This is a genomic window from Streptomyces sp. NPDC050704 (assembly GCF_040654355.1).
In the GTDB taxonomy this organism is placed as follows: domain Bacteria; phylum Actinomycetota; class Actinomycetes; order Streptomycetales; family Streptomycetaceae; genus Streptomyces.
In genome coordinates this window covers 77,447-101,203 of sequence record NZ_JBFAHW010000003.1, presented here as the reverse complement: position 1 = coordinate 101,203, position 23,757 = coordinate 77,447, and the positions used below count along the sequence as shown (strand labels likewise).

At 70.7% G+C, this 23,757-nt stretch carries 22 protein-coding genes; all 22 read right to left on the bottom strand.

Features of this window, described 5'->3' with window-relative positions:
- Positions 1-15 precede the first annotated feature (15 nt).
- Positions 16-1,017 carry an NADPH:quinone reductase gene (locus tag AB0I18_RS02295; protein ID WP_363103458.1) on the bottom strand — a complete coding sequence of 334 codons (1,002 nt, stop codon included), beginning with the start codon at positions 1,015-1,017 and terminating at the stop codon, positions 16-18.
- Between the two features lie 48 nt (positions 1,018-1,065).
- Positions 1,066-2,019 carry a UbiA family prenyltransferase gene (locus tag AB0I18_RS02290; RefSeq protein ID WP_363103457.1) on the bottom strand — a complete coding sequence of 318 codons (954 nt, stop codon included), beginning with the start codon at positions 2,017-2,019 and terminating at the stop codon, positions 1,066-1,068.
- A 12-nt stretch (positions 2,020-2,031) separates the two neighbouring features.
- A complete protein-coding gene (locus AB0I18_RS02285; RefSeq protein WP_363103456.1) occupies positions 2,032-3,576 on the bottom strand; it encodes a class I adenylate-forming enzyme family protein in 1,545 nt (514 codons plus the stop codon).
- 57 nt (positions 3,577-3,633) lie between these two features.
- Entirely contained in the window at positions 3,634-4,311 is a 678-nt protein-coding gene (locus AB0I18_RS02280) for a methyltransferase domain-containing protein (RefSeq protein WP_363103455.1), read from the bottom strand.
- Positions 4,312-5,814 carry an NAD(P)/FAD-dependent oxidoreductase gene (locus AB0I18_RS02275; RefSeq protein WP_363103454.1) on the bottom strand — a complete coding sequence of 501 codons (1,503 nt, stop codon included), beginning with the start codon at positions 5,812-5,814 and terminating at the stop codon, positions 4,312-4,314.
- Positions 5,815-5,858: 44 nt separating this feature from the next.
- On the bottom strand, positions 5,859-6,329 hold the full coding sequence (locus AB0I18_RS02270; protein ID WP_363103453.1) for an SRPBCC family protein: 471 nt from the start codon (positions 6,327-6,329) through the stop codon (positions 5,859-5,861).
- A gap of 20 nt (positions 6,330-6,349) precedes the next feature.
- Complete coding sequence (locus AB0I18_RS02265) at positions 6,350-7,102, bottom strand: maleylpyruvate isomerase family mycothiol-dependent enzyme (protein ID WP_363103452.1); 753 nt, start codon at positions 7,100-7,102, stop codon at positions 6,350-6,352.
- Positions 7,099-8,154, bottom strand: a complete 1,056-nt coding sequence (locus tag AB0I18_RS02260) for a PEP/pyruvate-binding domain-containing protein (protein WP_363103451.1) — start codon at positions 8,152-8,154, stop codon at positions 7,099-7,101. Before AB0I18_RS02260 ends, AB0I18_RS02265 begins: the two co-directional genes overlap by 4 nt.
- Positions 8,151-8,777, bottom strand: coding sequence for a hypothetical protein (locus tag AB0I18_RS02255; RefSeq protein WP_363103450.1), 627 nt, complete (start codon positions 8,775-8,777; stop codon positions 8,151-8,153). Before AB0I18_RS02255 ends, AB0I18_RS02260 begins: the two co-directional genes overlap by 4 nt.
- A 44-nt stretch (positions 8,778-8,821) precedes the next feature.
- Positions 8,822-9,103 carry a phosphopantetheine-binding protein gene (locus tag AB0I18_RS02250; RefSeq protein ID WP_363103449.1) on the bottom strand — a complete coding sequence of 94 codons (282 nt, stop codon included), beginning with the start codon at positions 9,101-9,103 and terminating at the stop codon, positions 8,822-8,824.
- Entirely contained in the window at positions 9,090-10,622 is a 1,533-nt protein-coding gene (locus AB0I18_RS02245; RefSeq protein WP_363103448.1) for a PEP-utilizing enzyme, read from the bottom strand. The genes AB0I18_RS02250 and AB0I18_RS02245 overlap by 14 nt, the downstream gene beginning before the upstream one ends.
- Positions 10,619-11,602 carry an SDR family oxidoreductase gene (locus tag AB0I18_RS02240; RefSeq protein ID WP_363103447.1) on the bottom strand — a complete coding sequence of 328 codons (984 nt, stop codon included), beginning with the start codon at positions 11,600-11,602 and terminating at the stop codon, positions 10,619-10,621. The genes AB0I18_RS02245 and AB0I18_RS02240 overlap by 4 nt, the downstream gene beginning before the upstream one ends.
- Entirely contained in the window at positions 11,599-12,717 is a 1,119-nt protein-coding gene (locus tag AB0I18_RS02235; protein WP_363103446.1) for an SDR family oxidoreductase, read from the bottom strand. Before AB0I18_RS02235 ends, AB0I18_RS02240 begins: the two co-directional genes overlap by 4 nt.
- Positions 12,714-13,940 carry an acyl-CoA dehydrogenase family protein gene (locus AB0I18_RS02230; protein WP_363103445.1) on the bottom strand — a complete coding sequence of 409 codons (1,227 nt, stop codon included), beginning with the start codon at positions 13,938-13,940 and terminating at the stop codon, positions 12,714-12,716. Before AB0I18_RS02230 ends, AB0I18_RS02235 begins: the two co-directional genes overlap by 4 nt.
- The gene (locus AB0I18_RS02225; protein ID WP_363103444.1) at positions 13,937-15,616 is read right to left on the bottom strand and encodes an AMP-binding protein; all 1,680 of its coding nucleotides are present in this window, start codon (positions 15,614-15,616) and stop codon (positions 13,937-13,939) included. Before AB0I18_RS02225 ends, AB0I18_RS02230 begins: the two co-directional genes overlap by 4 nt.
- A 14-nt stretch (positions 15,617-15,630) precedes the next feature.
- Positions 15,631-17,214, bottom strand: coding sequence for a class I adenylate-forming enzyme family protein (locus tag AB0I18_RS02220; protein WP_363103443.1), 1,584 nt, complete (start codon positions 17,212-17,214; stop codon positions 15,631-15,633).
- Positions 17,215-17,286: 72 nt separating this feature from the next.
- Entirely contained in the window at positions 17,287-17,817 is a 531-nt protein-coding gene (locus AB0I18_RS02215) for an SRPBCC family protein (RefSeq protein ID WP_363103442.1), read from the bottom strand.
- A 7-nt stretch (positions 17,818-17,824) separates the two neighbouring features.
- Positions 17,825-18,475, bottom strand: coding sequence for an isochorismatase family protein (locus AB0I18_RS02210; RefSeq protein WP_363103441.1), 651 nt, complete (start codon positions 18,473-18,475; stop codon positions 17,825-17,827).
- A 9-nt stretch (positions 18,476-18,484) separates the two neighbouring features.
- Positions 18,485-19,273, bottom strand: coding sequence for a 2,3-dihydro-2,3-dihydroxybenzoate dehydrogenase (locus tag AB0I18_RS02205; protein WP_363103440.1), 789 nt, complete (start codon positions 19,271-19,273; stop codon positions 18,485-18,487).
- 83 nt (positions 19,274-19,356) lie between these two features.
- Positions 19,357-20,583, bottom strand: coding sequence for a 3-deoxy-7-phosphoheptulonate synthase (locus AB0I18_RS02200; RefSeq protein WP_363103439.1), 1,227 nt, complete (start codon positions 20,581-20,583; stop codon positions 19,357-19,359).
- Positions 20,565-22,589, bottom strand: coding sequence for an anthranilate synthase family protein (locus tag AB0I18_RS02195; protein ID WP_363103438.1), 2,025 nt, complete (start codon positions 22,587-22,589; stop codon positions 20,565-20,567). Before AB0I18_RS02195 ends, AB0I18_RS02200 begins: the two co-directional genes overlap by 19 nt.
- Positions 22,590-22,699: 110 nt before the next feature.
- Positions 22,700-23,698 (bottom strand): ParB/RepB/Spo0J family partition protein, encoded by a 999-nt coding sequence (locus AB0I18_RS02190; RefSeq protein WP_363103437.1) that lies wholly within the window; start codon positions 23,696-23,698, stop codon positions 22,700-22,702.
- Between the last annotated feature and the right edge of the window lie 59 nt (positions 23,699-23,757).

Genomic DNA, 23,757 nt, shown 5'->3' with positions numbered 1-23,757 from the left:
GCGCGTTCCTTCCTGTCAGCCTTGGTCATCGGAGTCTTCGGGGTCTTCGGGGACAAGCACGATGCGGCCCGGAGCGCCCGCGCCCTCGCGGCCCTCCAGCAGGCGATGGGAGCGGGCGGCCTCGGTCAGCGGAAGCCGGGCCCGGATCCTGCCCGTGAGGCGGCCGCGCGCCAGCTCCCGGTTGATGTCCTCGGCGGCTTCGGCGAGGTCGGCCGTGGACGCGTTGCTGATGACGAAGCCGCGCAGGCTGATGTCGCGGGTGTAGACGGCGCCGACGGGCAGGACGGCGCGGGTCCGGAGGCCGGCCATCAGAATGACGCGGCCGCCCCGGGCGAGCAGCGGCACCGTCGTCTCGAAGTCATGGTGCCCGGAGCAGTCCCACACCACGTCCACCCCACCGGGCGCCAGGTCGCGGACGGCCGCGGGCAGCCCCGGGTCGGCGCGGTCGAGCACGTCGGCCGCCCCGCAGGTACGGCACCACACGGCGTTCTCGGCACGGTCCACGGCGATGACCCGGGTGCCGGCCGCTGCCGCGAGCTGGACGACGGCACTGCCGACCCCTCCCCCGGCGCCCAGGACGAGGATCGTCTCGCCCTGCTGGATACGGGCCGTGCGGAACAGTCCGAGATGCGCGGTGCCCGCCGTGTGCAGCACGGCCACCGCGCGCACCGGGTCGACCCCGGCGGGGAGCCGGTACAGCCGGTCCACCGGCACTGCGGCGTACTGGGCGAACGACCCCTGTCTGCCGTTGTGGCCAAGGCTGTTGCACCACACGCGGTCACCGGGCGCGAACGGCCCTGCGGGCGCGGTGACGGTGCCGGCCAGATCCCGTCCGATGACGAAGGGGAAGGGGACGTCGGTCGCGTAGGCACCGGAGCGGACGAACGTGTCGACGTGGTTGGCGGCCACCGCGTCGACCCGGACGAGCGCTTCGTCCGGGCCGGGCACGGGCAGAGGCAGCCGACCGATCCGGATGTCGTCCGCTCCGCCGAAGCCGGTGATGTAGGCCGCTGTCATGCCGCCGCCGTTCACCGCGGTGCTCTCCCGGTCCTGTCCCTCATGTCGTCATGCTGCGAGAACGAAGGCGAGCGCCAGTCCCAGGCAGCCCAGATCGACCGAACTCAGTCCGATGAAGCGCGCCTTGCGCCACTCTTCCTTTCCGGCTCCGTAATACAGCTGCGCGGCGTGGAGCACGACGACCGGCACGACGGTCAGCCCCAGGAGCGGGTCGAACCGCGTCGTGGTGAACAGCAGGATCAGCAGGGTGACGCCGGCGGCGTAGAGCAGGGACAGGAACACCTTGAACGCCTTGGGCGGCAGGATGACCGCCATGGTGTGCCGGGACACCTCGGAGTCGCCCTGCTTGTCGGAGGCGTTCCCATAGGAAACGATCTGCAGGAACCACAGGGCCACCAGCGCGGCGGTGATCAGGGCTTCGGTCGTGACCTGCCCGGCGATCAGCCAGTACGGCACCAGGCCGATACAGCCGATGACGTAGAAGATGGTGACTTCCAGACCGCACGGCAGATAGCTGAGCTTCAACCCGATCGAGTACTGCACCGAGGCGATCTGTCCCACGAGCATCACCAGCACGGCCGCCAGCGGTGCCCCGCCGTCCAGGCTGACCACGGCCGCGAGCCCCGCCGCGATCGCGATCACCCACATCACGATGCCGAACCGGACCGCCTCGGACTCCGTCAACACCCCTGTGAGCAGCGGCTTCTTGGCGACCGTGGCGGGTGGCCTGCCCGCGTAGTTGCGGGCGTCGCTGCCGTCCCGGAAGCCGCCGAGATCATCGGCGGCGCCCCCGCTCCACTGGGTGGCGAGCACCATCAGCAGCGTCAGGGCGAGCGCGGCCGCCGTGTCGCTGCCGACCCGGCCGTCCAGGCGCAGCAGGAGCAGGGCGAGGATCCAGCCGTAGGCGTGGTGGTAGATCCGGACCTTGCCGAGCTGGACGTATCCGACGGCTTTCGTGGCGACCGGGATCTTGGCAGCGCCGGGTGCGCTGGTGGCGGTCATGCGAACGCTCCCTCAAAGGCGTACGGAAAGGCTCTGGTCGGCCAGCGTCTTCTTCAGCTGCTCCCGCTGGATCTTCCCGGTGACGGTCCGGGGGAAGTCGCGGTCGGGGATGATGACGGGCTCGGTCATCTTCGCCAGTCGGCCGGACGCGGACTCCCAGGCCCGCTGCCGGAATTCGGTGCCGGGACGCAGGGAGAGGACCGGCTGGAGGGTGCCGTCCATTTCGAGGACGACGAGTTCCAGGAACTCGGGGAACTTCTCCAGCAGGATGTCTTCGATGCCGATGCCGCTGATGGCGCCGGAGACCTTGTCGACCTGGCGGTCGATCAGGGTGATGCGGCCGGTGCGCGATTTGGTTCCCCAGTCGCCGGTGTCCCACCAGCGGTTGTCTGGGTAGTTCTTGGAGGTCAGGTCCGGCCGGTTGATGTATCCGGAGAAGACGCCGGGGGTGTTCACCACCATGCGTCCGGGGGTGCCGGCCGGTACCGTCCGCCCTGAGTCGTCGACGATGCGGACCCGGCAGAACGGGAAGCGCGGCCCGGCGGGATGGCCGCGGAGCAGCTTGGAGCGCCGGAGCCGGCGCAGCGCGCGTACCGGCTTCTGTGTGCCTTTCAGGTGGCTGCGGATGGCGATGGGACCGGTCTCGTTCTGCCCGTACACCTCGACGCAGACGGCGAATCGGTGATCCGACCCTTTGAGCAGTGCGCTGACCGTGTCGGGGTGGATGACGTCGAATCCCGCGCCGAAGAAGCGGATCGAACGGAACGCGCCACCGGGTGACAGGTGCTGCCAGGCGCGGAAGGTGTTGGGGTGGGTCTCCAGGTAGACGGGGCGGTGCCGCTTGAGCATCCGGTCCACGTTCTGCGGGGAGTCGTCCTGCAGCAGCATGAGGGGCGCCTTGCGCATGAGGGCGGCGAGGATGCCGACCACGGTCCGGCCGTGCACCGGGGAGATGGCGAGGGCGAGATGCCCGTCCAGCCGGGACAGCCAGTGGATGACCGCCTGCACCCGTGCGTTGAACCGGATGCTGGCGCTGGAGCATTCGGCCAGCTTGGGAGTGCCGGTGGTGCCGGACGTGTGGACGATGACGTAGGCGGCGTCGGAAGCCACCTCGCGGCGCCGGGAAATCCTTTTGTGGCCGGGCAGTTCGGCGGCGATGTCACGCCAGTCGATGAAGCGGCCGATGCCCGGGAAGGTCTTCTCACTCGTCGCGAGCCGCTCGTCGGTGGCGATGACGGCGGTGATGCCGGAGACGTTCTCCACCATCGAGGCGGCTACCGGGCCCGGGAGGGTCGGGCTGAGGAGAACGGGCACGGCGTCGAGCGCGGTGATGGCGGCGTAGGCGACGATGATGTCGGTCGGGGACTCCAGCCAGACGATGCACCGCTGCCCGGGGACGAGGCCGTGGGAACGGAGGGCGGTGGCGGTGCGGGTGGCGGCGTCCGCGATCTCGCTCGGTGGGATCTTGTCGTCCTCGGCGGCGACGATGACCGGCTGGTGATCGACGATCAAGGGTTCGGCGTCGCTGGGCAGACTCAGCAGCTTGTCGAAGATCAAGGGTGGCCTCTTCTCGGACGGTTCCGGTGAACTACACGCGGCCTCGCGGCAGGGGCCTCACAGGGCAACGACCTCCAGCAGTTCGTAGACCACCGGGCCTTCGGGCTCCTGCACAGTGGTGGAGGCGACGGTGGTCAGGCGCTGGTCCTCGGCCGCCGCCAGCTCTTCCAGTTCGGCGCGGCCGGCCCGGCTGCTCAGCGCGATCAACACCCGTCCACCGGGCGCCACATGGCGCTTCGCGTCACGGAAGTACCTTTGGTGTGACTCGTATCCGGGGTCGACATAGGCGAGCTCGTGCACATTGATCTCGAGCTCCGGCGGCGCCCACACATTGTTGGAGTGCCAGTAGATTACGTCGAACGCGGGTGCGTTGTGGAGCGCGTCGAAAAGGTCGCTCTGTACGCAGGTCACCTTGTCCGCGACTCCGAAGTGCTCCGCGTTGAGCGCGGTGTTCTTGACCGCCGCCGGATTGAGGTCGGTGGCGTAGACGGCGCGGCAGCCGGCGAGTCCGGCGCTGACGGCGATCAGTCCGGTGCCGGAGCCGATTTCCAGGAAGGTGCCGCCGACCGGGAATTCCAGCAGCTCCAGATGGGCCAGGCTGGACTTGGAATCGGCCGGGGAGAACACGTCCGGCAGCAGGGTCCATTCCTGGCCGCGCAGATCGATGACCGTCCGCTGCCGCACCTTCGCCCGGCTGGCTTCGCTGCGAATTAGGGGCTGGGTGTAGTCGTACATTCAGCGCTCCGCGAGGGTCGTCGCATAGTTTTCGATGTCGAAGCGGGCCAGGTCGTTGCGCAGCCTTTTGGTGGACCATGGCCAGGTGACGAAGTTCTTGCCCTTCTCGTCGAGATAGACGCTGGTGCAGCCGCCGTTGTTGTAGACGGTCGAGGCGAGACCGCGCTGCACCTCGTCGTTGAACGAACGGAACGGCTCGGGCCGGATCTCCAGGGCGTCGATCCCGCGGTCTCGTGCGGTCCGTATCGCGTCGACGATGTAATCGAGCTGAGTCTCGGCGAGCGCGAGCAGCGAGTTGTACATGACGATATTGGGGCCGAGCAGCAGATAGCCGTTGGGAATGGCGGGCAGGGTGGTCGCCCGGTACGCCTCGGGGCTGCTGGTGGTCCAGGCCTCGGACAGCAGGCGGCCGTCGCGTCCCCGGATCCGTTCGGCGATCGGCGGATGGCGCAGTTCGAAGCCGGAGCCGAAGATGATGACGTCCGCCTCGACGCGCTCGCCGTTCGCGGCGATCAGCTCACGGCCGTCGGCTCCGGCGAGGGCGTGCGGAACGAGCTGGACGTTGGGCCGGGTCAGAGCGGGCAGATAGGTGTTCGACAGCAGCAGCCGTTTGCAGCCGATGGTGAAGTCCGGGGTGAGCCGGGCCCGCAACTCCGGGTCGGGGACCTGGCGTTTGAGGATCCGTTTGCCGACCGGGGTGAGCAGCCGGGCGACGCTCGCGCGGCGCACGACGAGCGCGAGCGCTTTGAGGAAGCCGTCGCAGATACCGCGGAACAGCCGCTGGGTGACCGGTACGGACCGGAACAGCCGCTGCACGGCCCGCGGGACCCGGAAGTCGAGCCGGGGCATGACCCAGGCGGCGGTGCGCTGGAAGACGTACAGCCTGTGCACCAGCGGCTGGATCTCCGGCACGAGCTGGATGGCCGAGCAGCCGGTGCCGATGACGGCCACCCGCTTTCCGGTCAGGTCCACGTCGTGGTTCCAGCGGGCCGAGTGGAACATCTCGCCGGGAAAGCCGTCCAGGCCGGGGAGAGAGGGGATGACCGGCTCGTGGAGCAGACCGGAGGCGAAGATGACGTGCTGGGCGGCGAAGCGCCCCCTGCTGGTCTCCAGCAGCCAGCGCCGGCGCTCCTCGGACCAGACGGCTTCGAGGAGTTCGGTGCCGAAGCGCAGCGCGGGCGCCAGGTGGAACTTGTCGACCGTGTCCTCGATGTAGGACAGCAGCTCGGGCTGGCCGACGAAATTCCGGCTCCAGCCGGGATTGGGGTTGAAGGAGAAGGAGTAGATCGGCGAGGGGATGTCGACGGCGCAGCCCGGATAGGTGTTCTCCCGCCAGGTCCCGCCGACGCGGTCGGCCTTCTCCAGGAGCAGGAAATCCGTGATACCGCCGCGACTCAGTTTGACCGCGGCGGCGATACCCGATAAGCCCGCGCCGATCACGATCACATGCGCATACCGTTCCCCGGTCGCGTCCGGAGTGTGGTTGTCCGCCGATATCGCCATGGGTTTCCCCTGTCGTCGAACTGCGCGCGGTCACGCATCAGAGGCTAGCCGCTTTCGCCTCGTTCCAGAATCTGCTTGCTCAGCCGCAGTTCCCGCTCGACCGAACCGGGCAGCGTGCGTTTGAGCACCGGATCAAGCATCCAGCGCGTAAAGGGATTGAACCGGAAGGAGATCATGCGGGTGGCCCGGATGCCGCCGTCCACCGGCTCGCAGGAGAACCGCGCGCTGAACTGGGCCATGCGGTGGTTGAACTTGTTGAGCGGCAAGGGAGCCAGCCGGATATCGATGCACTGCCCCGGCGTGAGCCGCATCTGGGCCACGGCTTTCGGCTCCGGAAGGGGCAGACCGGGCAGCCTGGGCTGGAACTTGAATTCGGTGAGGTTTCCCTCCCTGCGCACCCAGGAGATCGCACCGATCTTGTCATCGACCTCGATATACCGTTCGATGTCGAGCACGAAGTCGAGAAAGGCTTCCGGTGTACAGGAGATTGTCTGTTCTTTTTCCACCTTGACCATGCCGTCACACTACCGCTCCGTCACAGATAGGCGCGTGCGTGCAGCAGGGCCAGCTCGGCCAGCTCGCCGTCGGCTCTCAGCGCGGCCGGGGTGCCGCGCGAGCGCCGGGTCGCGACGCGGCACCACGCAAGCAGCGGGCCGGACAGCACGTCGGTGGCGTCGGCCGGGCCGACGGCATGGCCGGTGCCGTCCCGCGCCACCAACTCCAGCCGCAGCGTGCGGCCCTGGGGCCAGGGCACCCGGGCCCGGGCCAGGGCGTAGCGCAGGGTGGAGTGACCGAGGTCGGCGATCCGGCGCAGTCGCGCCGCCTCGTCCACCGGGAGCCCCAGGGCGTCGCGGATGTCCAGGCCGTGCGCCCAGTGCTCCATGAGCCGGGCGGTCGCGAACGTCTCCGCGGTCATACCGAAGCCCCAGGCCACGCGGTCCGTGGGGGCGTGCTCGGCCATCAGCAGGCGGCTCCTCGTACCGGCGCGGTCCCACCAGGCGGTCAGGTCCTCGGGCGACAGTCCGTCGCCCCGGCGGCAGCCGGCGGCGGTGAAGTCCTCGGCCGTCGGATAGCGGGGCACGGTCTCCGCGAACGCGCGCGGCCCGTCGGCCAGCGTGTCCACGGCGACCTCCTCGGTGTCGGCCAGGTGCGCCACCTGGTCGGCCACGGTCCAGCCGTCCGCCGCGGAGGCACGGTGCCAGTCCGTGTCCCCGAGGGTCTCCAACAGCGCGGCGAACTCCCGCTGCTCGTCGGCCAGATCGGCCAGCTCCGCGCGTACCGGGTTCACAGGACCGCCACCGTTCCCGTCGAGCCGTCGACCGCGAGCGGGCGGCCGGACGCCAGCCGTTCCAGCGCCGCCGCGCCCACGCCGGTCACACAGGGCACTCCCAACTCGCGGGCGACGATGGCCGCGTGGCAGAGCATGCCGCCCTCGGCGGTGACCAGTGCGGCGGCCTCCGCCATCAGTGCGACCCAGTCCGGATCGGTCTGATCCGTCAGCAGCACCGCGCCGGCCTCCCAGCGCGGATCGTCGACGTCCCGCAACCGCAGCCCCCGGGCGGTGGCCAGCCCGCCGGAGGCCGCGATGCCGTGCACGACCTTCCCGTCGTCCCCGGCGCACCGCGCGTCGGCTTCGCCCAACGTGGCGGTCATCGGACGGAACTGAAGCCACATCAGCTCCTCGTCGAGCAGCGCGAACTCCAGATCGGCGGGTACGCCGAGCGCCTCCTGCACCGCGACGCACGCCGCACCGACCGGCTGTCCGGCGCTCTCCAGCACCTCTCGTTCCGACCCGGCGGTACACCCCTGGGGCGTCCACTCCTCCCACCCGGGGGTGACGGCTCCGGAGACCAGGGCCTCCCCGTTGCCTGCGGTCCATTCCAGCCGTCCCCGGCCGGGCCCGCGGCCGAGCCACAGGCCGCTGCGCACCGGGGCGCGGAAAGGCTGGAGCAGCACCGCCATGCCCACGTCCCACGGCTCCACGGCCGTCCGTTCCCGGTACGCGGCGACCCGGCCGCTGCGTGCGGAGGCCCGGACGGCGGCGATCGCCTCTGCCAACCCGTCGGCGGGGACGTCGAGTTCGGTGCGGAACATGCCCGCGTAACTCAGGCCCGCCCCGTCCTCGACGGTGGCCGAACTGCGCACCGCCCAGCGCGGTGCCACGGCCGCGAGCCGCGCGAGGCCGGCGGGCTCCGCGCCGACCGGCACCACCCAGGTGTCGGGGATCGTCACCCCGGCGCGCAGCAGTGCGGCGAGCCCCACGGCCTTGCCGCCCACCGCGCTCCGGTCGCCGTCCCCGAGTTCGCCGGTGAGCCGGACGACCGCGTCGGCGCCGCTCACCGGGGCGCCCCCGCCCGCTCCTCGCCCTCTCGCCCGATCTTCAGCGAGGCCAGCAGATCACGGTGGAGTTCCATCCAGATGTCGTGGTACGAGTCGCACATGACGCCGGTGAACGCCTGCTGGTCACCCACGCGCAGGCAGGTCAGCGCCCGGGTGAGCCGGTCGGCGTAGTGCCCGAAGCGGGGGCGTACGGCGGCGAGGTGGTCCACGACCGGCACGGCCTCCTCGTGCAGCGCGCCGAGTTCGGCGACCCGCGCCCGGTCGTACGAGGCGTCGGTGTGGTCGTTGGTCGTCCCGTCGCGCAGCTGCCAGCGGGTGCACAGCTCCTTGAACCGGTCGTTCACCGGCAGGAAGAGCTCGTATCCCGGTCGCAGCCGGTCCCGGGCGCCGTCCGCGAGGTCGTCGTCGAGCAGCGCGGCGTGCCGCTCCCTCCCCTCGGGCGTGATCCGCCACAGGCCGCGCCGCTCCATATGGGTGGCGAGCCCGTCCGCCCGCAGTTTCTCCAGTTCGGCGAGGACGTCTTCGCGCTCGTGCCCGGTGCCCGCCACCAGGGGGTCGGCCGGCGCCATCCCCTTGACGGCCAGCAGGTGCAGCACATCGAACGCGGCGGTGTCGGCAAGCAAGGGATCTCCCGTCGTCATGAGGGGCCGTCATCGAGTGCGGCGCGTCAGGAGGCGCGGCCGGCGCGCAGTTCATCGAGCAGTGCGACGAGGTCACCGACCGTCGTGATCCTGGCGGCCTGGAGGTTGTCCACCAGCGCCACGCCGAAGCGTTCCTCCAGCGCGAGCAGGATCTCCAGCGTGGCCAGGGAGTCGATTTCCAGGTCCTGGACGATCCGGTCCGACGGACGCAGGTCGCGCCGGACCCGTTTGACCCTGGCGTAGACCTCTTCCAGCGCTGCCAGCGTCTCGGTCGAGGTCGAGATCGAGGTGTTGTCAGGAACGGTCAAGGATGTTCACCTCTCCGGTACTGCCGTTGATGGACACGGCCGTGCCCGCAGGCAGCGAGGCCGCGCCGGGATAGCCCACGACGCACGGAATCCCGTACTCGCGGGAGAGGATGGCGATGTGCGACAGATCGCTGCCGCGCTCGCTGAGCACGCCGTCGGCGAACGGCAGCAGCGGGGCGATGTCGGCGTCCGCCGACGAGCAGACGATGATCACCGGCTCGTCGGGCAGCTCGCCGTCCGGTGTCATCACCGTGCCCGCGCCGATCCCCGGCGCCACACCGCGCAGACCCTGGGACGCCTGGCTGAGCCACGGGCGCATCACGCCGTCGTCGCCACTGAGGTCCAGGTGTTCGGGCATCGGCGTGGCGAGCGCCGCCCGGCACGCCTCGATCCGCGGCCGGGCCCGCTCGACCAGTCCGGGCCGGGTCGCCAGGTCCGTGAACTCCCGGAGCGTCAGGTACGGCCACAGCTGCTCAGCGTCCTCGCCCAGCGAGGCCGCCAGCGCCGGCAGCAGTCGCCGGTAGAGGTGCAGGGTGCGCATCGCCAGCGACTTGGAGTGCTCGCGTCCGGCCATCATCTCGCCGACCGCGACCGCCAGCGCGCGTACGGTGCGGCCGCGCCACGGGGACACCATCCCGGCCAGCGCCTCGGCCGGATCGATGGGCACCACCGCCGCCTCGCCGCTGCCGCCCGCCACCTGCTTGTGCCGTACGGCGTAGTCCTGCCAGGGCAGCTGCTCGTCCGCCACCTCGTAGAACGACGAGGCGAGGAAGTCGCCGGGCCCGAAGGGATCCAGGGTGGACGCCGCGGTGTGCAGCCGGTCCCACACCAGTTCCCGGGGCCGGGTGAGCCAGTGCGCGAGCTCCTCGCCGTGCCGCAGCAGCCTGCCGTATACGCGGCGTTGGAGTGCCCGGACCGGCACCAGCCCGGAGGTGGTCAGGATGTGCACCGCCCACGCCTCTTCCAGGACGGGCAGCGCGTCCCGCAACACCCCGGACAGGGCGATCGGGCTGTCCGCGGTGGTCGCGGCACGCAGCCCCCACTCCAACTCGGCGACCCGCTCCTCCAGGGCCCGCAGCCGCGGCCCGACGTCCCGCATCTCACGCAGCAGTCTGGCGGCGCCGGCCCACTGCCGGGTCCGGCCGGAGCGCAGCGCGGTGAGTTCCGCCGGGGAGTCGACGCCCTCGAAGTAGGCGTCGGTCACGTCGCTCGGCCGCAGGCCGGGGATGGAGGCGGACAGATGACAGTACGCGGCCAGGTTGTGGTACGGGCGGCAGCCGAAGTAGCCGACGAAGACGTAGTGGCCGCCCTCCGCCCAGGCGGGGCGGCCCCACAGCCGCTGTGCCAGGGCGCGGGTGCCGCGTTCCATCGGATCGCCCACCAGCGACCAGGACATGGGCGAGAGCCGCTGGGGAGCCACCTCGCCGAAGTTGCCCGCCGAGTAGACGCGGAAGTACGGATGCGGGTCGGTGTCCACCGACACGGGTCGTCCCGTCGCACGGGAGCCCTGCCCGGTCATACGAGGGCCCTCCCTGCCGTGTCGCCCCGCAGCGCCTCGCCGGTCGCGCCCAGGTAGTCGGGGGCGGGTGCCGGCCAGGGCTCGGGGATCTCCTTCAGTACACCCACGTCCAGGTCGAACCAGGGTTCGGCGTACTCGGCCAACTCCCGTGGGGTGCCGAGGCGTTCGCCGATCAGGCGGGTGAACCGGCCGAGCGGCCGGGCCTCCACGAGTTTCGGGACCACGCCCCAGGGCCGGCACACCTCGGTGAAGACCTCGCCGAGGGTGGGCATCGCCGGATCGAACCAGGTCCAGGTCGCCCGCCCGATGGGGGTGTTCAGGGCCTTGAGCACGATCTCCGCCGCCGAGGACACATCGGTGATCCAGCAGGGGAAGTCGCCGCGGCGGGCCAGATGCACCGGATAGCCCGCGAGCAGATGCGGGAACGCCATCGGCAGCCCGTGCCCGGTGTCGGGCCGCCCGCCGCGCGGGTCGGGCCCGAGCACCGGGCCGAAACGGACGACACCGACGGGCAGGTCGGGCGCGTCCCGCACCAGCCGTTCGGCGCAGTACTTGCCGTACTCGTACCAGTTGCGGAACCGCTGGCCGGTGTACAGCTCGCGGTTGGTGATCCGCCCCTCGGCCCGGCCGAGCGCGAGCAGCGAGGAGACGTGCACGGCCTGCCGCAGTTCCGGCAGTTCACGCAGGAAGGCCAGCGCGGAGCGGGTCCCGGCGCTGTGGGTCTCCAGCACCTCGCCGGGCCCGGAGGTCCAGGAGACGGATCCGAAGCAGCACACGGCATGGGTGGTCTCCGCCCGGATCCGGGCCAGATCGGCGGCGGGCACGCCCAGCCGCGGCATCCGTACGTCGCCGCGCACACCCTCGCCGACGGTGGTGCGGCCGCCGCGCGACAGCACCCGGACCGAGGCACCGGACCGTACACACGCCTGCGCCACTGCCGTGCCGAGGAATCCGGAGCCGCCCAGGATCAACACGTTCATGCCAGGAACCTCGACAATCCGCTGTCGGCGGGGGCCAGTGGCCGCTGGGGCGCCGGGAGATCGAACAGCAGCCGGGCGAGCAGTTCGGTGGAGGGTTCGGGCAGCGGCCCGTCCACCAGCTCGGCCAGCCGCCCGCGCTCCATGACCCGGTCGAGCCCGATGTAGCGCAGCCCGACGACGCTGTTGCGCCATGCCTGGGACAGCGGCAGGAAGCGCTCGGCGTTGGCCGAGAGCCACAGCACCTGCTCGGCGGAGGCCGGGACGAGCCGCAGCCAGGTGCCGAAGGACAGCGGCGACAGGGCGCGCGCCACCTCCAGCAGGCCGCGGATGGTCGGGGCCCGCTCCCCGGCCGCGAGGTGGGTGATGACGGGCTCGGGATGCGGTCCCGAGCGATGCAGTCCCGCCACCGCGTCCAGTAGTGTCCCGGCCGCCACATCGCGCGGCAGGACGTCGACCTTGGCGCCACGCATCGCGGGCAGCACCCGGCCCGGCAGCTCGTCCCACCGTTCGGCCAGCAGATACAGCGAGTTGCGCTTGCGGGTCGCGCCGGTCCGTGAGTCGCCGAGCAGCGCGGCGACCCGGCTGATGAGGATGTCGGGGTCGCCGGGGCCGTGCTCCCGCTCCAGCTCCCGTTCGGCCAGCCATTTGCTGTGCTCGTACGCGGTGCGGTGGCGGTCGGGGGCGAGCGGGTTCTCGGCGATCCGCCCGAGGGTGCCGCCCGCGACGAAGATCGAGGACGCGTAGGTGTAGACGACCCTGCGGCCGGAGCGGCGTTGCAGTTCACGGGCCACGTCGTAGCCGTTGCGGGCGCCCAGGACGTTCACCGCGTACAGGTCTCGGCCGCTGCCCGCCCAGTTGGTGTCCCCGGCGAGGTTGACGACGGCGTCGACGCTGTCCGACAACTCGTCCAGATCGGCTTCGCCGAGACCCCAGAACGGTTCACGGACATCGCCGGTGACCTTGGCGGAGGCAAGCGAGGGGAAGGCCCGCTCGAACGGGACCTGGCCGGGGCGTGCGCGGCGCACCAGCGGCACGACCCGGGCACCGCGCCGGGGGGCGATCTCGGCGACCGCCGTTCCGAGTTGTCCGGTGATTCCGGTCAGCAGCACGTTCATCCGAGGTCGACACTCTCGTCGTAGGCGGCGTGGTCGGGGACCAGTCCGCCGGCGACCAGCTCCCACATCATCTCGTCGGTCCCGCCGCCGAGCCGGGCCAGCCGGGAGTCGCGCCACATGCGGGCCATGGGCGTCTCGTCCTCCAGATAGCCGGGGCCGCCGAACAGGTGCAGGCACTCGCTCATCACCTCTTCGACGAACCGGGCCGCGGTGGTCTTCAGTGCCGCGATCTCCCGGGTACCGCACGCGCCCGGCACCGGTACGCCCTGCGCGGCGGCATAGACCGCGTAGCGCAGCGCCACCAGCCGGGAGGACAGTTCGGCCAGCCGCAGCCGCAGCGCCTGCTGCTCGATGAGGGGTTTGCCGAACTGCTCGCGGCGCTGGAGGTGGGCGGTGGCCAGTGCGATGGCGCGGGCGGCGCCGCCGACGGCCTGGGCGGCGATGGACAGCCGTTCGTGGTTCAGCCCCCAGGTCGCGACCAGCAGCCCGCCGCCTGGCCGGCCGACCAGTGCCTCGTCGGCGACCTCGGTGTCGACCACCATCCAGGTGGTGTCGAGCGCGGCGGTGCCGGCCTTGCTGAGCCGTTTGCGGGGGGTGAGCCCGGACGCGGGCACGGCGAGCAGACCGAGCCGTCCGGCGACCGGTCCCGAGCCCTCGTCCAGGCGGCACAGGAGCAGGGCGACATCGCAGACCAGGCCGAGGGACAGGTACTTCTTCTCGCCGGTCACCCGCCAGCCGCCGGGGGTCCTGCGGGCGACGGTACGCACGCCGTTGAGGTCCGAGCCGCCGGCCGGCTCCGAGGCGCCGAGGCAGCCCACGAGCCGTCCTTCGAGTGCCTCGGCCCGGTACGCGGCCAGCAACGGCGTGTCGCCGAACCGGGTGAGGATCGACAGGACCGTCTCGCAGTGCAGGCTGAGCCCGACCGACAGGCTCGCGTGTCCGAGCCGCCCGCTCTCCTCGGCGATGATCACGCCGAGGCCGGGATCGCCGTACGGGTCAACGCCGTCGGCCCCGTCCCAACGTTCCTGGAACAGCCCGGCGGCGCCGAGCCTGGTCAGGGCGTCCCGGGGGAACAGGCCCTCGGTCTCGGCCCGTTCCGCGACCGGTTCGAAGGTCTGCCGCAACAGTCCGGCGACCCTGTTCCGGGCCTTCTCCACCCGCTCGCCGAACGGCCCCGCCGCGAAGAGGCGGGAGGTCTTCGCCGGTGCGGCCACAACACTCACGACTCGCTACGCTCCTTCAGTTCACCCGCCAGGTACGCCAGCCACAGTGAGCGGCGGCGGGGCTTTCGGCTGGAGGTCAGGGGGATGGTCCCCCGCTTCACGGTCAGCACCTCGGCGCGCCCCGCGTCACCGGTGAACGACGTCACGACGGACAGCGCGTCGTCCAGCCGGTCGCCCAGCGGTCGTTCGGTGACCACCAGCACCCTCGGCTCGCCCCGCACGGTCCCGGCGACGACGGTCGCGTAGCGCCGGGAGACGGCACCGGAGGCGACGAGTTCCAGTTCGATGTCCTCGACGAAGACGTTCTGGCCGTTGATCTTCACGCTGTCGCCGAGCCGGCCGATCACGTACAGCTCGCCGTCCAGCAGGAATCCGGCGTCACCGGTGTACAGCCTGCCGCCGCCCAGCTTGGCCAGGTCCTCAAGGGTCGCGTCCACATAGCCGTCGGCGACCGAGGGGCCCTGGACGAAGACCTCGCCGAGCACGCCCTCCGGTTGCGGAACCCCCTCGTCGTCCAGGATCTCCACGCTCGCGGTCTCCAGCGGCGGGCCGCAACTGACCTGCCAGCTCCAGGGTTCGGCGACCGGCTCGGTGCCGAGCTCGGCCACCTCCCGCACGTCCACCTTCTCGCCGAGGCGCCGCTCCAGGCCGCCGGCCCGCACCAGCCGGGGCAGCTCCCCTTTGCCGACGCCGGTGACGGCGAGGGTGCCCTCGGCCAGGCCGTACGCGGGCATCAGCGACCGTACGTCGAAGCCGTACGGGCCGAGCAGGGCGGCGAATCGCGCGAGCACTGCGGGGTCGATCCGCTCGGCGCCGCTGACCACGGCGGTCAGCGCGGAGAAGTCGAGCCCTTCGAGGTGTTCGGGGCGGACCGTCGCCAGCACCCGCTCGAAGCCGAAGTTGGGCATGCACATGCAGGTGAACGGGGTGCGGCCGTACTCGGCGAGCCAGCCGGGGGTGTCACGGACGAACTGCTCCGGGCGCATCAGCGCGTGCTCCACCTGGAGGGTCAGTGCGCCCAGCAGCCCGCCGACCAGCCCCATGTCGTGGTAGAGCGGCAGCCAGGTCACCGCGCCGTGGCCGACCGGGTTCATCCAGCTCTGGATCATCCGCAGGTTGGTGGCCATGTTGGCGACGGAGATGCGCAGTCCGCGCGGGGAACCCCGGGAGCCGGAGGTGAACTGGAGGACCGCGAGGTCGCCCCGGGCACGCGGTGCTTCCTCGGGGCGGTCGGTGTGGCGCGGTGCCAGCACCTCGGTACCACCGCCGATCCGGGCGACGTTCTCCGCGACGATGTCGTGGAAGCGCGGGTCCGCGATGACGTGGCGCGGATGGATACGGGCGGTGATGGCCTTCAACTGGCTCTGATAGCCCTCCCCTGCACGCAGGGCGAGCGGCAGGGGCAGCACGGACGGGGTGGCGCCGATCGCGAGCAGCCCGAAGAACTGTGTGACGAAGTCCTCCCCGCCCGGCACCACCAGCGGCACCGCATCGCCGGGGCGCACCCCCGCGTCGGCGAGCGCCGCACCGGCGCCCAGGGTCCGCACGGCCAGTTCGCGGTAGGTGAGCCGCTGCCAGGAGCCGTCGTCCAGGCGGAACCGCATCCCGCGGTCGTCGGACGGATCGTCCAGCCAGCCTAAGAGACGCTCGTGGTCGGCTGTTTTACGTTGCGACAAGGTGAACTTCCCCTTCACGTGGTCGGCTGGGTGCCGGGACCCGGGGCCCACAGCCGACGGGCCAGTTCCAGCCGCCGCACCTTGGCGGTGGCGGTGCGCGGCAGTTCGGCCAGGCTCAGCTGAACGGGCAGGCGCATCGCGGGGAGTCCGGCGGTGGCCTTCGCCCAGCGGGCGGGGTCCAGCGGAGCGCCGTCCCGAGTGACGACGACCGGGGTCGGCGCGCCCTCCTGACCGGGGACGACCACGACCTCCAGGAGAGCGTCGAGCCGTGACATCAGCACGTCCTCGGCCTCCAGCGCGCTGCCGAAACCGGGGATGACGTCGACCTCGCGGTCGGAAATGTGCAGGCAGCCCCACCGGGTGCGGTGGCCGACGTCGCCCATCCGCCACCAGCCGTCGTTGAGCTGACGCTGGAAGCGCGCCTCCTCACCGAAGTAGGTGAGCGCCCGGCCGTCCGAGCGCACCTCGATGAAGCCGGGGTCGCCCGGGCCGGGGGTACGGCCGTCGCGGTCGACGACCCGGATCGCCGTCATCCCCGGGAACGGGAAGCCGACGCACCGCCCGTCGGCGGACATCGCGCGCCGCCGGGAGGTGGCCCGGCCGACGGTCGGGCCGATCTCGCTCTGGCCGTACAGTTGGAGGTGGAAGGGGCGCCGGCGGCGGGAGGCGCCCAGGATCCTGTGCACCGTCCGCGGGTGGATGGCGTCGAACGTGGAGCTGAGGGCCAGCACGTTGGACAGCGGACCGCGCGGGTCGTCGGCCAACGGCTCCCATTCCACGAAGGTGTTGGGGTGGGCCTCCAGAACGCCGGGCCTGGCCTCGGCGAAGATGTCGGCGATCCGCTCCGGCGCGGCGTCCTTGGTGATGACGATCGGGAAGCCGCGCTTCAGCGCGATGGCCAGCGCGGTGACCAGCCGCGAGTGGACGAACGAGACCCGCACGGCGAGGGTTTCGCGGCCGCGTATCAGCAGCCGGGCGCCGAGCGCCTGCGGACGGTACCGGGCGCGCAGCGAACGGGCGGTGTGAACTACGAGTTTGGGGACGTCCGTGGTGCCTGAGGTGTGGGTGAGCAGTGCGGGGCTTGTGGTCCGGGTCCTGGTGAAGGGCCGCAGGTGCGCCTCGGGGTCCCGCCGGAGCGGGATGGTGCCTTCGGCCTCGCCGGACACCAGGAAGACACGTGCGCAGCGCTTGGCCGCCGACGGCGGCAGTTCGTCCGCCAGTTTCTTCTCGTCGGTGATCAGAAGGGGTCGGTCGCAGCGGTCCAGCAGTTGTGCCACGGTCTCGCCCTGGAGGCTCGGCGAAAGGGCGACGGGGACCGCGCCGATGCGGGCGACCGCACACGTGAGCAGGAAGATGTCGAAGCAGTCCTGCTTGTAGACGGCGACCTTGTCGCCCGGGCGGACGTTCAGATCGCGAAGCGCGGAGGCCATTTCGGCGACGAGGTTCGCGCAGGCGTAGACGGTGAGGTCGCTGCCCAGCTCCGGTGCGATGTCGAGTTCGTGGTCGAGGGTGATTCTCTGGTACGGGCTCTTCTTGGCGGCGCCGTCGAAGAAAGACCCCAGGAACAGCCCCCTGTTCCCGATGCGTTGCAGAATCACGATGGTGTCACCTTCCACGTGCGTCCGCGTTCAGCCCTGCCGATTGCCGTTCTGCCGTTGGTTGTTCTGCTGTCAGGAGGCGGATTCCACCTGGTCCTTGATACGGGCGAGCGACTGCCGCATATCGCCGTGGATTTTGTCCGCCCAGGCGTCGAGGAACTTCGGTATCTCGTCGTCGCTCATCCTGGCGAGAATTCCCCGCATACCTTCGGTCAGTTCACCCATCCAGAAGGCGTGGGTCAGCGAACTGCCCTCCGCCGTCGGCGCGACCGTGAACGACCATACGCTCTCCTGGGCCCGACCGCCGCTGTCCCGCATGGCCCACCTGAACACCCTCGGCGGGGTGGACTCCAGAACCTCGCATTCGGTGGTCCATTCCCCGCGCACGACCGGTGCCCAGCCGACCACTTCCGGCTCGCGGTGGTTGCGTGCGGTGAAGACGGAACCGACGGTGGCGGGATCTCCGGAACTCCACCGACCGCCCCGGCACTCGGGGCTCCAGTCCCCGCTTCTGGTGAGGTCGCTGACATAGGCGAACACGGTCGCGGGGTCGGCGGCGATATCGGTCGTGGTGTCGACACGGAAGGTTTCCGTGGCACTCATGGGCGCATCACCCCTCGTACGGAACGGCCAGGAAATCGAGTAACTGCTCGGTCGTGTGGACCGCCGCACAGCATTGAGCGGCATAGTCGAGTGCGGAGCGGTGGTGGCCGGCGGTGAAATCGGCGACGGCGTCCGCGACCAGGAACGGCTGGATATCGGAGCTGAAGGCGTCGACCGCGGTCATCAGGCAGCCGACATGGGCGTAGACGCCGCATACGATCAGTTGGTCCCGCCCGGAATTCTTGATCACGTCCCGGAGTTCCGAGCGGACGAAGGCGCTGTAGCGCCATTTGGTCAGGACCAGATCCCTGTCGGCCGGCCGCAGAGGCTCGACGATCGCGGTGTCGTGCTCGCGCGCGGACATGCCCGGGCCCCAGAAGTCGTGGAGCAGGCCGCGCTGTTCGCGGTCCATGTCGCCGGGCTGGGCCGAGTAGACCACCGGCATACCGAGAGCGGCCGCGCGCTCGCGCAGGGCGCGGATATTGGCCAGCAGTTCGCCGTACAGGGTGCTGCCGGGGTCGTAGGGAGCGAGGAAGTACGCCTGCATGTCGTGGAGGAAGAGGACGGCCCGGTCCGGGTCCGCCCGCCAGTCGACGCGGTTCTTCGGCAGATCGGCGGCGGTGGGCATCGGATAGGGCGCGATGGCGGGAATGCTCATGTCCTTTCCTCACACTCCCAGAATGGCGCCGCCGTCGACGCACAGATCCTGCATGGTGATGTGCCGGGCCCGGTCGGAGGCGAGGAAGAGGACGGCGTCCGCGATGTCACCGGGTTCCGCGATGCGGCGCAGCGGAATTCCGGTCCTGTAGGCGGCCGTCGAACCGTCGATCGTCAGCTTCCGGTCCGATTCCGCCGACCACAGCGAACGCAGCATGTCGGTGTCGGTGGAGCCGGGCGACACCACATTGCAACGGATTCCGTGTTCCGCCAGTTCCAGCCCGAGTGACTTGGTGAAGAGGGATGCGGCCGCCTTGGAGGCGCCGTAGGCGGCCATCTGTATCCGGGGTATCCGGCCGGCATTCGAGGCGACGGTCACGATGACGCCTCCGCCGCGTTCTTTCATACGCGCGGCGACGGCCCGGGAACAGTGGAAGACACCATCGAGATTGACCGAGAAGATCGCCCGCCATTCCCTGTCGGACATGGCTGTTGCGGCACCGGTGTGCATTACTCCGGCCGCGTTCACCAACAGGTCGATGGTGCCGAGTTCGGTCTCGATCCGCTCGACGATCTCGTCCATCAGGCCGCTGTCGGTTACGTCGGCGGGGAATACGACGGTTTTGAGCCCGTCGGTCGCCAGTTTATCCACAAGCTCGGTCAGTCGATCGGGATTCTTGTCCACGGCCGCCACCACGGTTCCCCGGGCCGCGAGAGCACGTGCCACGGCGGTTCCGATTCCGCCGGCCGCTCCGGTGACCAGGGCGACCCGGCAGGCGCGTTCGTTTTGCTCGGTCACATTCTCACCTTCCGGAGGAGAAGGGCAGTCGCCGGCGCGGGAGCGAATGACGGTGGCGGAGGTATCGCCGAGTCTACGGATTTCTATGCCTGAATCCAGGCGCGCATCAATTCGGCGGCCTGATCGGGATTCAGCCGTGGATCACACAGTGTCGTATAGCGTTCGGCCAGCCGGTCCACCCCGTCGACCTTTCCGCCCAGACATTCGGTGACATCCGAGGCGGCCACTTCCAGATGCAGCCCGCCGGGGTGCTCCTTCGCCTGTTCCAGCACGCGTTTGCAGCGGGTCGCCTCGTCCACGATGTCGTCGAGGTGACGGGTCTTCACCCCGGCCGCCCGCACCGTGTTGCCGTGCATCGGATCGCTCAGCCAGACCACCCGGTGGCCCGCGTCCTGTACGGCGGCCACCAGTGGCGGCAACAGCCCGGCGACCCGTTCCGCGCCCATCCGCACGATCAGGGTGAGCCGGCCGGGGTCGCGTTCCGGGTCCAGCAGCGCGCACACCTCGCGCAGTTCCGCGGGTTCCGTGGACGGACCGAGCTTGAGGGCGACCGGGTTGGCGACCGTGGACAGCAGCCGCACATGGGCCGAGCCGGGTGCTCTGGTGCGGTCGCCGAGCCAGGGCAGATGGGTCGAGCCGAGAAACCGCTGCCCGGCCTCGGAACGGACCAGCCGGGCCTCGTAGTCGACCACCAGCGCGTCGTGGCTGGCCCACGGCCCCACGTCGAATCCCTGGGCGCGCTGGGTCCGTTGAGCCCGTTGGCCCCGTTCGCGGGCCAGGACGCGCAGCACCTGGGCGCTCGCCTCGTACGCCCGGACCATCCGCCGCGGATCGTGCGCCCGCGCCTCGGAGGTCGCGGCCTCGCCGTTCACCATGTGGCCCCGGAAGACCGGCAGGAGCGTTCCGTCGATCTCTTCGAGCGGCCGGGAGCGGGGTTTGGCGAACTGACCACCGATCCGGCCGACCCGTAACACGGGCCGACCGATACCGTTCGCGACCTCGTCGGCGAGGGCATGCAGCACCGCCGTCTTGGCCCGGACCTGGTCGGCGTCACTCTCCTCGAAGCTCTCCGCGCAGTCGCCGAGCTGCAGCATCGCCGCACCGCCCCCGGCCACCACCGCGAGGGTCCGCCGCAGTCGCGTCAGCTCCCCCGGGGTCACCAGCGCGGGCGAGGACACCAACGCGGCGCAGCTGGACTCGTAGGCGGGGTGCGTCGCCCACTCCGGCTGCTGGGCCGCCGGACCGCTCGCCGGCCACGGCGGCCCGGGCGTCGCCCGCGTGCCGTCGCCGATCACCGGTCGGCGTCGCATTCGATCGGTTCCGCCAACCGGCGCAGCACCCCGCTCAGCAGGCCGGCCAGGAGGTCGGCGCCGTGTTCGGTCAGCACCGACTCCAGATGGAACTGGGTGGCGGCGAACCGCGCACCACGCACCGCGTGCACCTCCCCGGTCGCGGGATCTCGGCACAACTCCACGGCGCCGCCCACGAGCGGGGAACGCAGCAGGTCCTCGGTGTGGTGGGCCGCGTAGGAGTTGTAGAAGCCGACCGTCTCGGGCCGCCCGAACAGGTCGATACGGCGTTGGGTGCCCTGATTGGGCCGCTCGCGCCGGAAGAGCCCGAGCCCGAGCATCGAGCACAGCACCTGGTGGCTCAGGCATTCGGCGACGAAGGGAACGCCCCCGGCGAAGAGGCGGGCGATCAGTTCGGTGATCCGGCGGACCTTGGGGTCGGTGGCGGCCCGGGGATCGCCCGGTCCGGGGCCGAGCAGGACGCAGTCGTACGCGTCGAGGTCCTGGGGGTCCACCGACTGCCAGGAACGGATGGTGGCGTCCAGTCCCAGGGCCCGGCTCTGGTGGCCGAGCATGCCGGTGAACATGTCCTCGGCGTCCACGATCAGCAGCCGTCCCGCGTCCTGTCCGGGCATGCGGGCGGACCCACCGTCCTCCTCCTTGTCCCCTTTGACTCCCTCGTCCTCCTTGTCCTCCTTGCCGAGCCAGAACGCCGACAGTCCCGCGTTACGGCGCTCCAGGGCGCCCTTCACCTCGGGGTCGCGCGACAGCGGGGTGCCGCCGCCCGGGGGTCCGGCGGGCGTGGCGGCCGGCGGGCACCGCTCCAGACCGGTGGCGGCCAGCAGCGCGTCCACCTTGGCCCAGGTCTCGGCGACCTCGGCGGCGGGCCGCGATCCCCGTACGAGTGTGGCGCCGACGTCGATCCGTACGTCGCCCTCGCGGCGGATCTCGGCGGTGCGGATCAGGATCGCCGAGTCCAGGGTGGGCCGGCCGGCCGTGTCCCGGCCGAGCAGGGCCAGGGCACCGCCGTAGTAGCCGCGCCCGCTCTCCTCGTGCCGGCCGATCACCCGGCAGGCGTTCTCCAGTGGGCTGCCGGTGATGGTCGGCGCGAACATCGTCTCGCGCAGCACCTCGCGGACGTCCAGCGAGCAGGGGCCTTCCAGCAGGTACTCGGTGTGCGCCAGCTTGGCCATCTCCCGCAGGTAGGGGCCGTGGGCCCGGGCGCCGCGGTCGCAGACCCGGGCGAGCATCTTCAGCTCCTCGTCCACGACCATGAAGAGTTCGTCGGTCTCCTTCTGGTCGTCCAGGAACTCCAGCACCCCGTCCAGATCCGCGCCCGAGGGCGGATACCGGTAGGTGCCGCTGATGGGATTCATCCGCGCCACGCCCTCGGCCACCTGGACGTGCAGCTCCGGGGAGGCGCCGACGAAGGTGCGGTCGCCGGTGTGCACCACGAACGTCCAGTGGGCGCCCGACTCCATGGCCAGCAGCCGACGGAAGACGGTCAGGGCGACCTCGGGCCGGTAGTTGCGGAGCGTCGCCCGGAAGGACCGCTTGATGACGAAGTTCGAACCCTCACCGGCCCGGATCTCCTGATCCAGGATCTTCTCCACGACCTTCTCGTACTCGTCGTCCCCGATGTCGAACCCGCCGTCGCACAGGGCGACTTCGGTGTCCGGCAGCAGCTCCAGCGCCTCCTCGGCGGCCAGGGTGGCCCGCCGTTCCGCAGTCAGCGCCAGGATCGGCTCGCCGTCGTCGTTGCACGTGTAGCCGCGCTCGGTGACCTGCCGGAAAGGGATCACCGCCAGCACCTCGGCCGGTCCCCCACCTCCGGCCCCGCACGCGAGGTCGGGGGACGGCAGGTCGGCGAGCGCCGTCACCTCGGCCGTCTCTCCGGTCAGCACCTCCACGTCGGCCGCGCCCGCTCTGCGCAGGAGGGCGAACGGGGGCGGGTCGGGCGCCAGCAGAGAGTCGAGAAGGTCCTGGGCGCCCGTTTCGCGGGAGCCCCTGACAGTGCTGATCGTCATGCCTGCCTTTCCTGGGCGCCGAGCAGCCGGGAAGTCGACCGCGCGCGGCGAAGGCCGTCGGTCCGACAGGGCGGGGCCGAGGCCCGAGGGGACGGGACGAAGGGTGAAGGTCAGCCGGATGCCTGCCGGCTGGAGCGCTGCTCCAGCTCCGTCGCGAAGTCATGCCAGGCCCGGCTGCACTCGCGTGCGGCCGTGGCGATGATCTCCACACGGTGCGGCGGCACGTTGTCGCTGATCCGGGCCCACTCTTGCGGGCCCACCGTGCAGGCGTCCAGGAGCCTCAGCAGGGTGCGTCCCGACTCGGAGAGTCGCAGCGAGGGGTCCTTGCGCAGGTTGTGGATCAGCAGGGAGAGGTCAGGGCCGCGGTCGATACGGGCCAGTTCCTTCGACCGCGGCAGGGTTCCGGCCGCGACGGCCGGTCCCGGAGCGGCCGCACCGAGGGTGCGACCAGCGGGTGCCTCGCCGCGCCGCAGCCGGTCCCGGACGTCCCGCACGGTGGCGGGGCTCACCCCGGCCTCCCTGGCGGCTTCCCGCAGCGATACGCCGGGACGCTCGGCAAGGATCCGGCCCGCCTGGATGCGGCCGTCGGCGGCGTCGACCGGGCGTTCCCGGCCGTCGCGCCCGAGCCGGGTGTGCGACTGGGGAATTTCCCCACTCGCACGGCGGCGGATCGCGCCGACGGTCTTGTGGGAGAGGCCCGTGACCGAGGCGATCGACCGATCCGACCATTCCGGATGGGCATTGATGATACGCTTGGCGGCTGCATTTCTGTCGGAGCGCGGCAACGGAAGACCGTGCGAGATATTCGCCTTCACCGCGAGTACGAAAGCTTCTTCATCGCCACACTCGCAGAAGACCGCCTCGATTTTTTCCTGGCCGCGCAGACTCGCGGCATGCACTCGATGCATCCCGTCGATGACGTGCATCGACCTGCGGTTGACGAGAATAGGTGGCAGCTCGTCTTCCGAATCGGCGAGGAGGCGCACATGTTCGCTGTCCGCACCCGACAACCGGGGCGAATCGAAGTGCGTCAACTCGCTCAGGGACACTAGTTCGGTGGAATTCTGCGCCGTGAGTTCAGTGGTGTCAGCTACCAGCTGACCGTTCATGAACCTATCCCCCTGTGGCAATCCGGAGCTTCATGGGAAGACAGCGATGAAGATGAAAA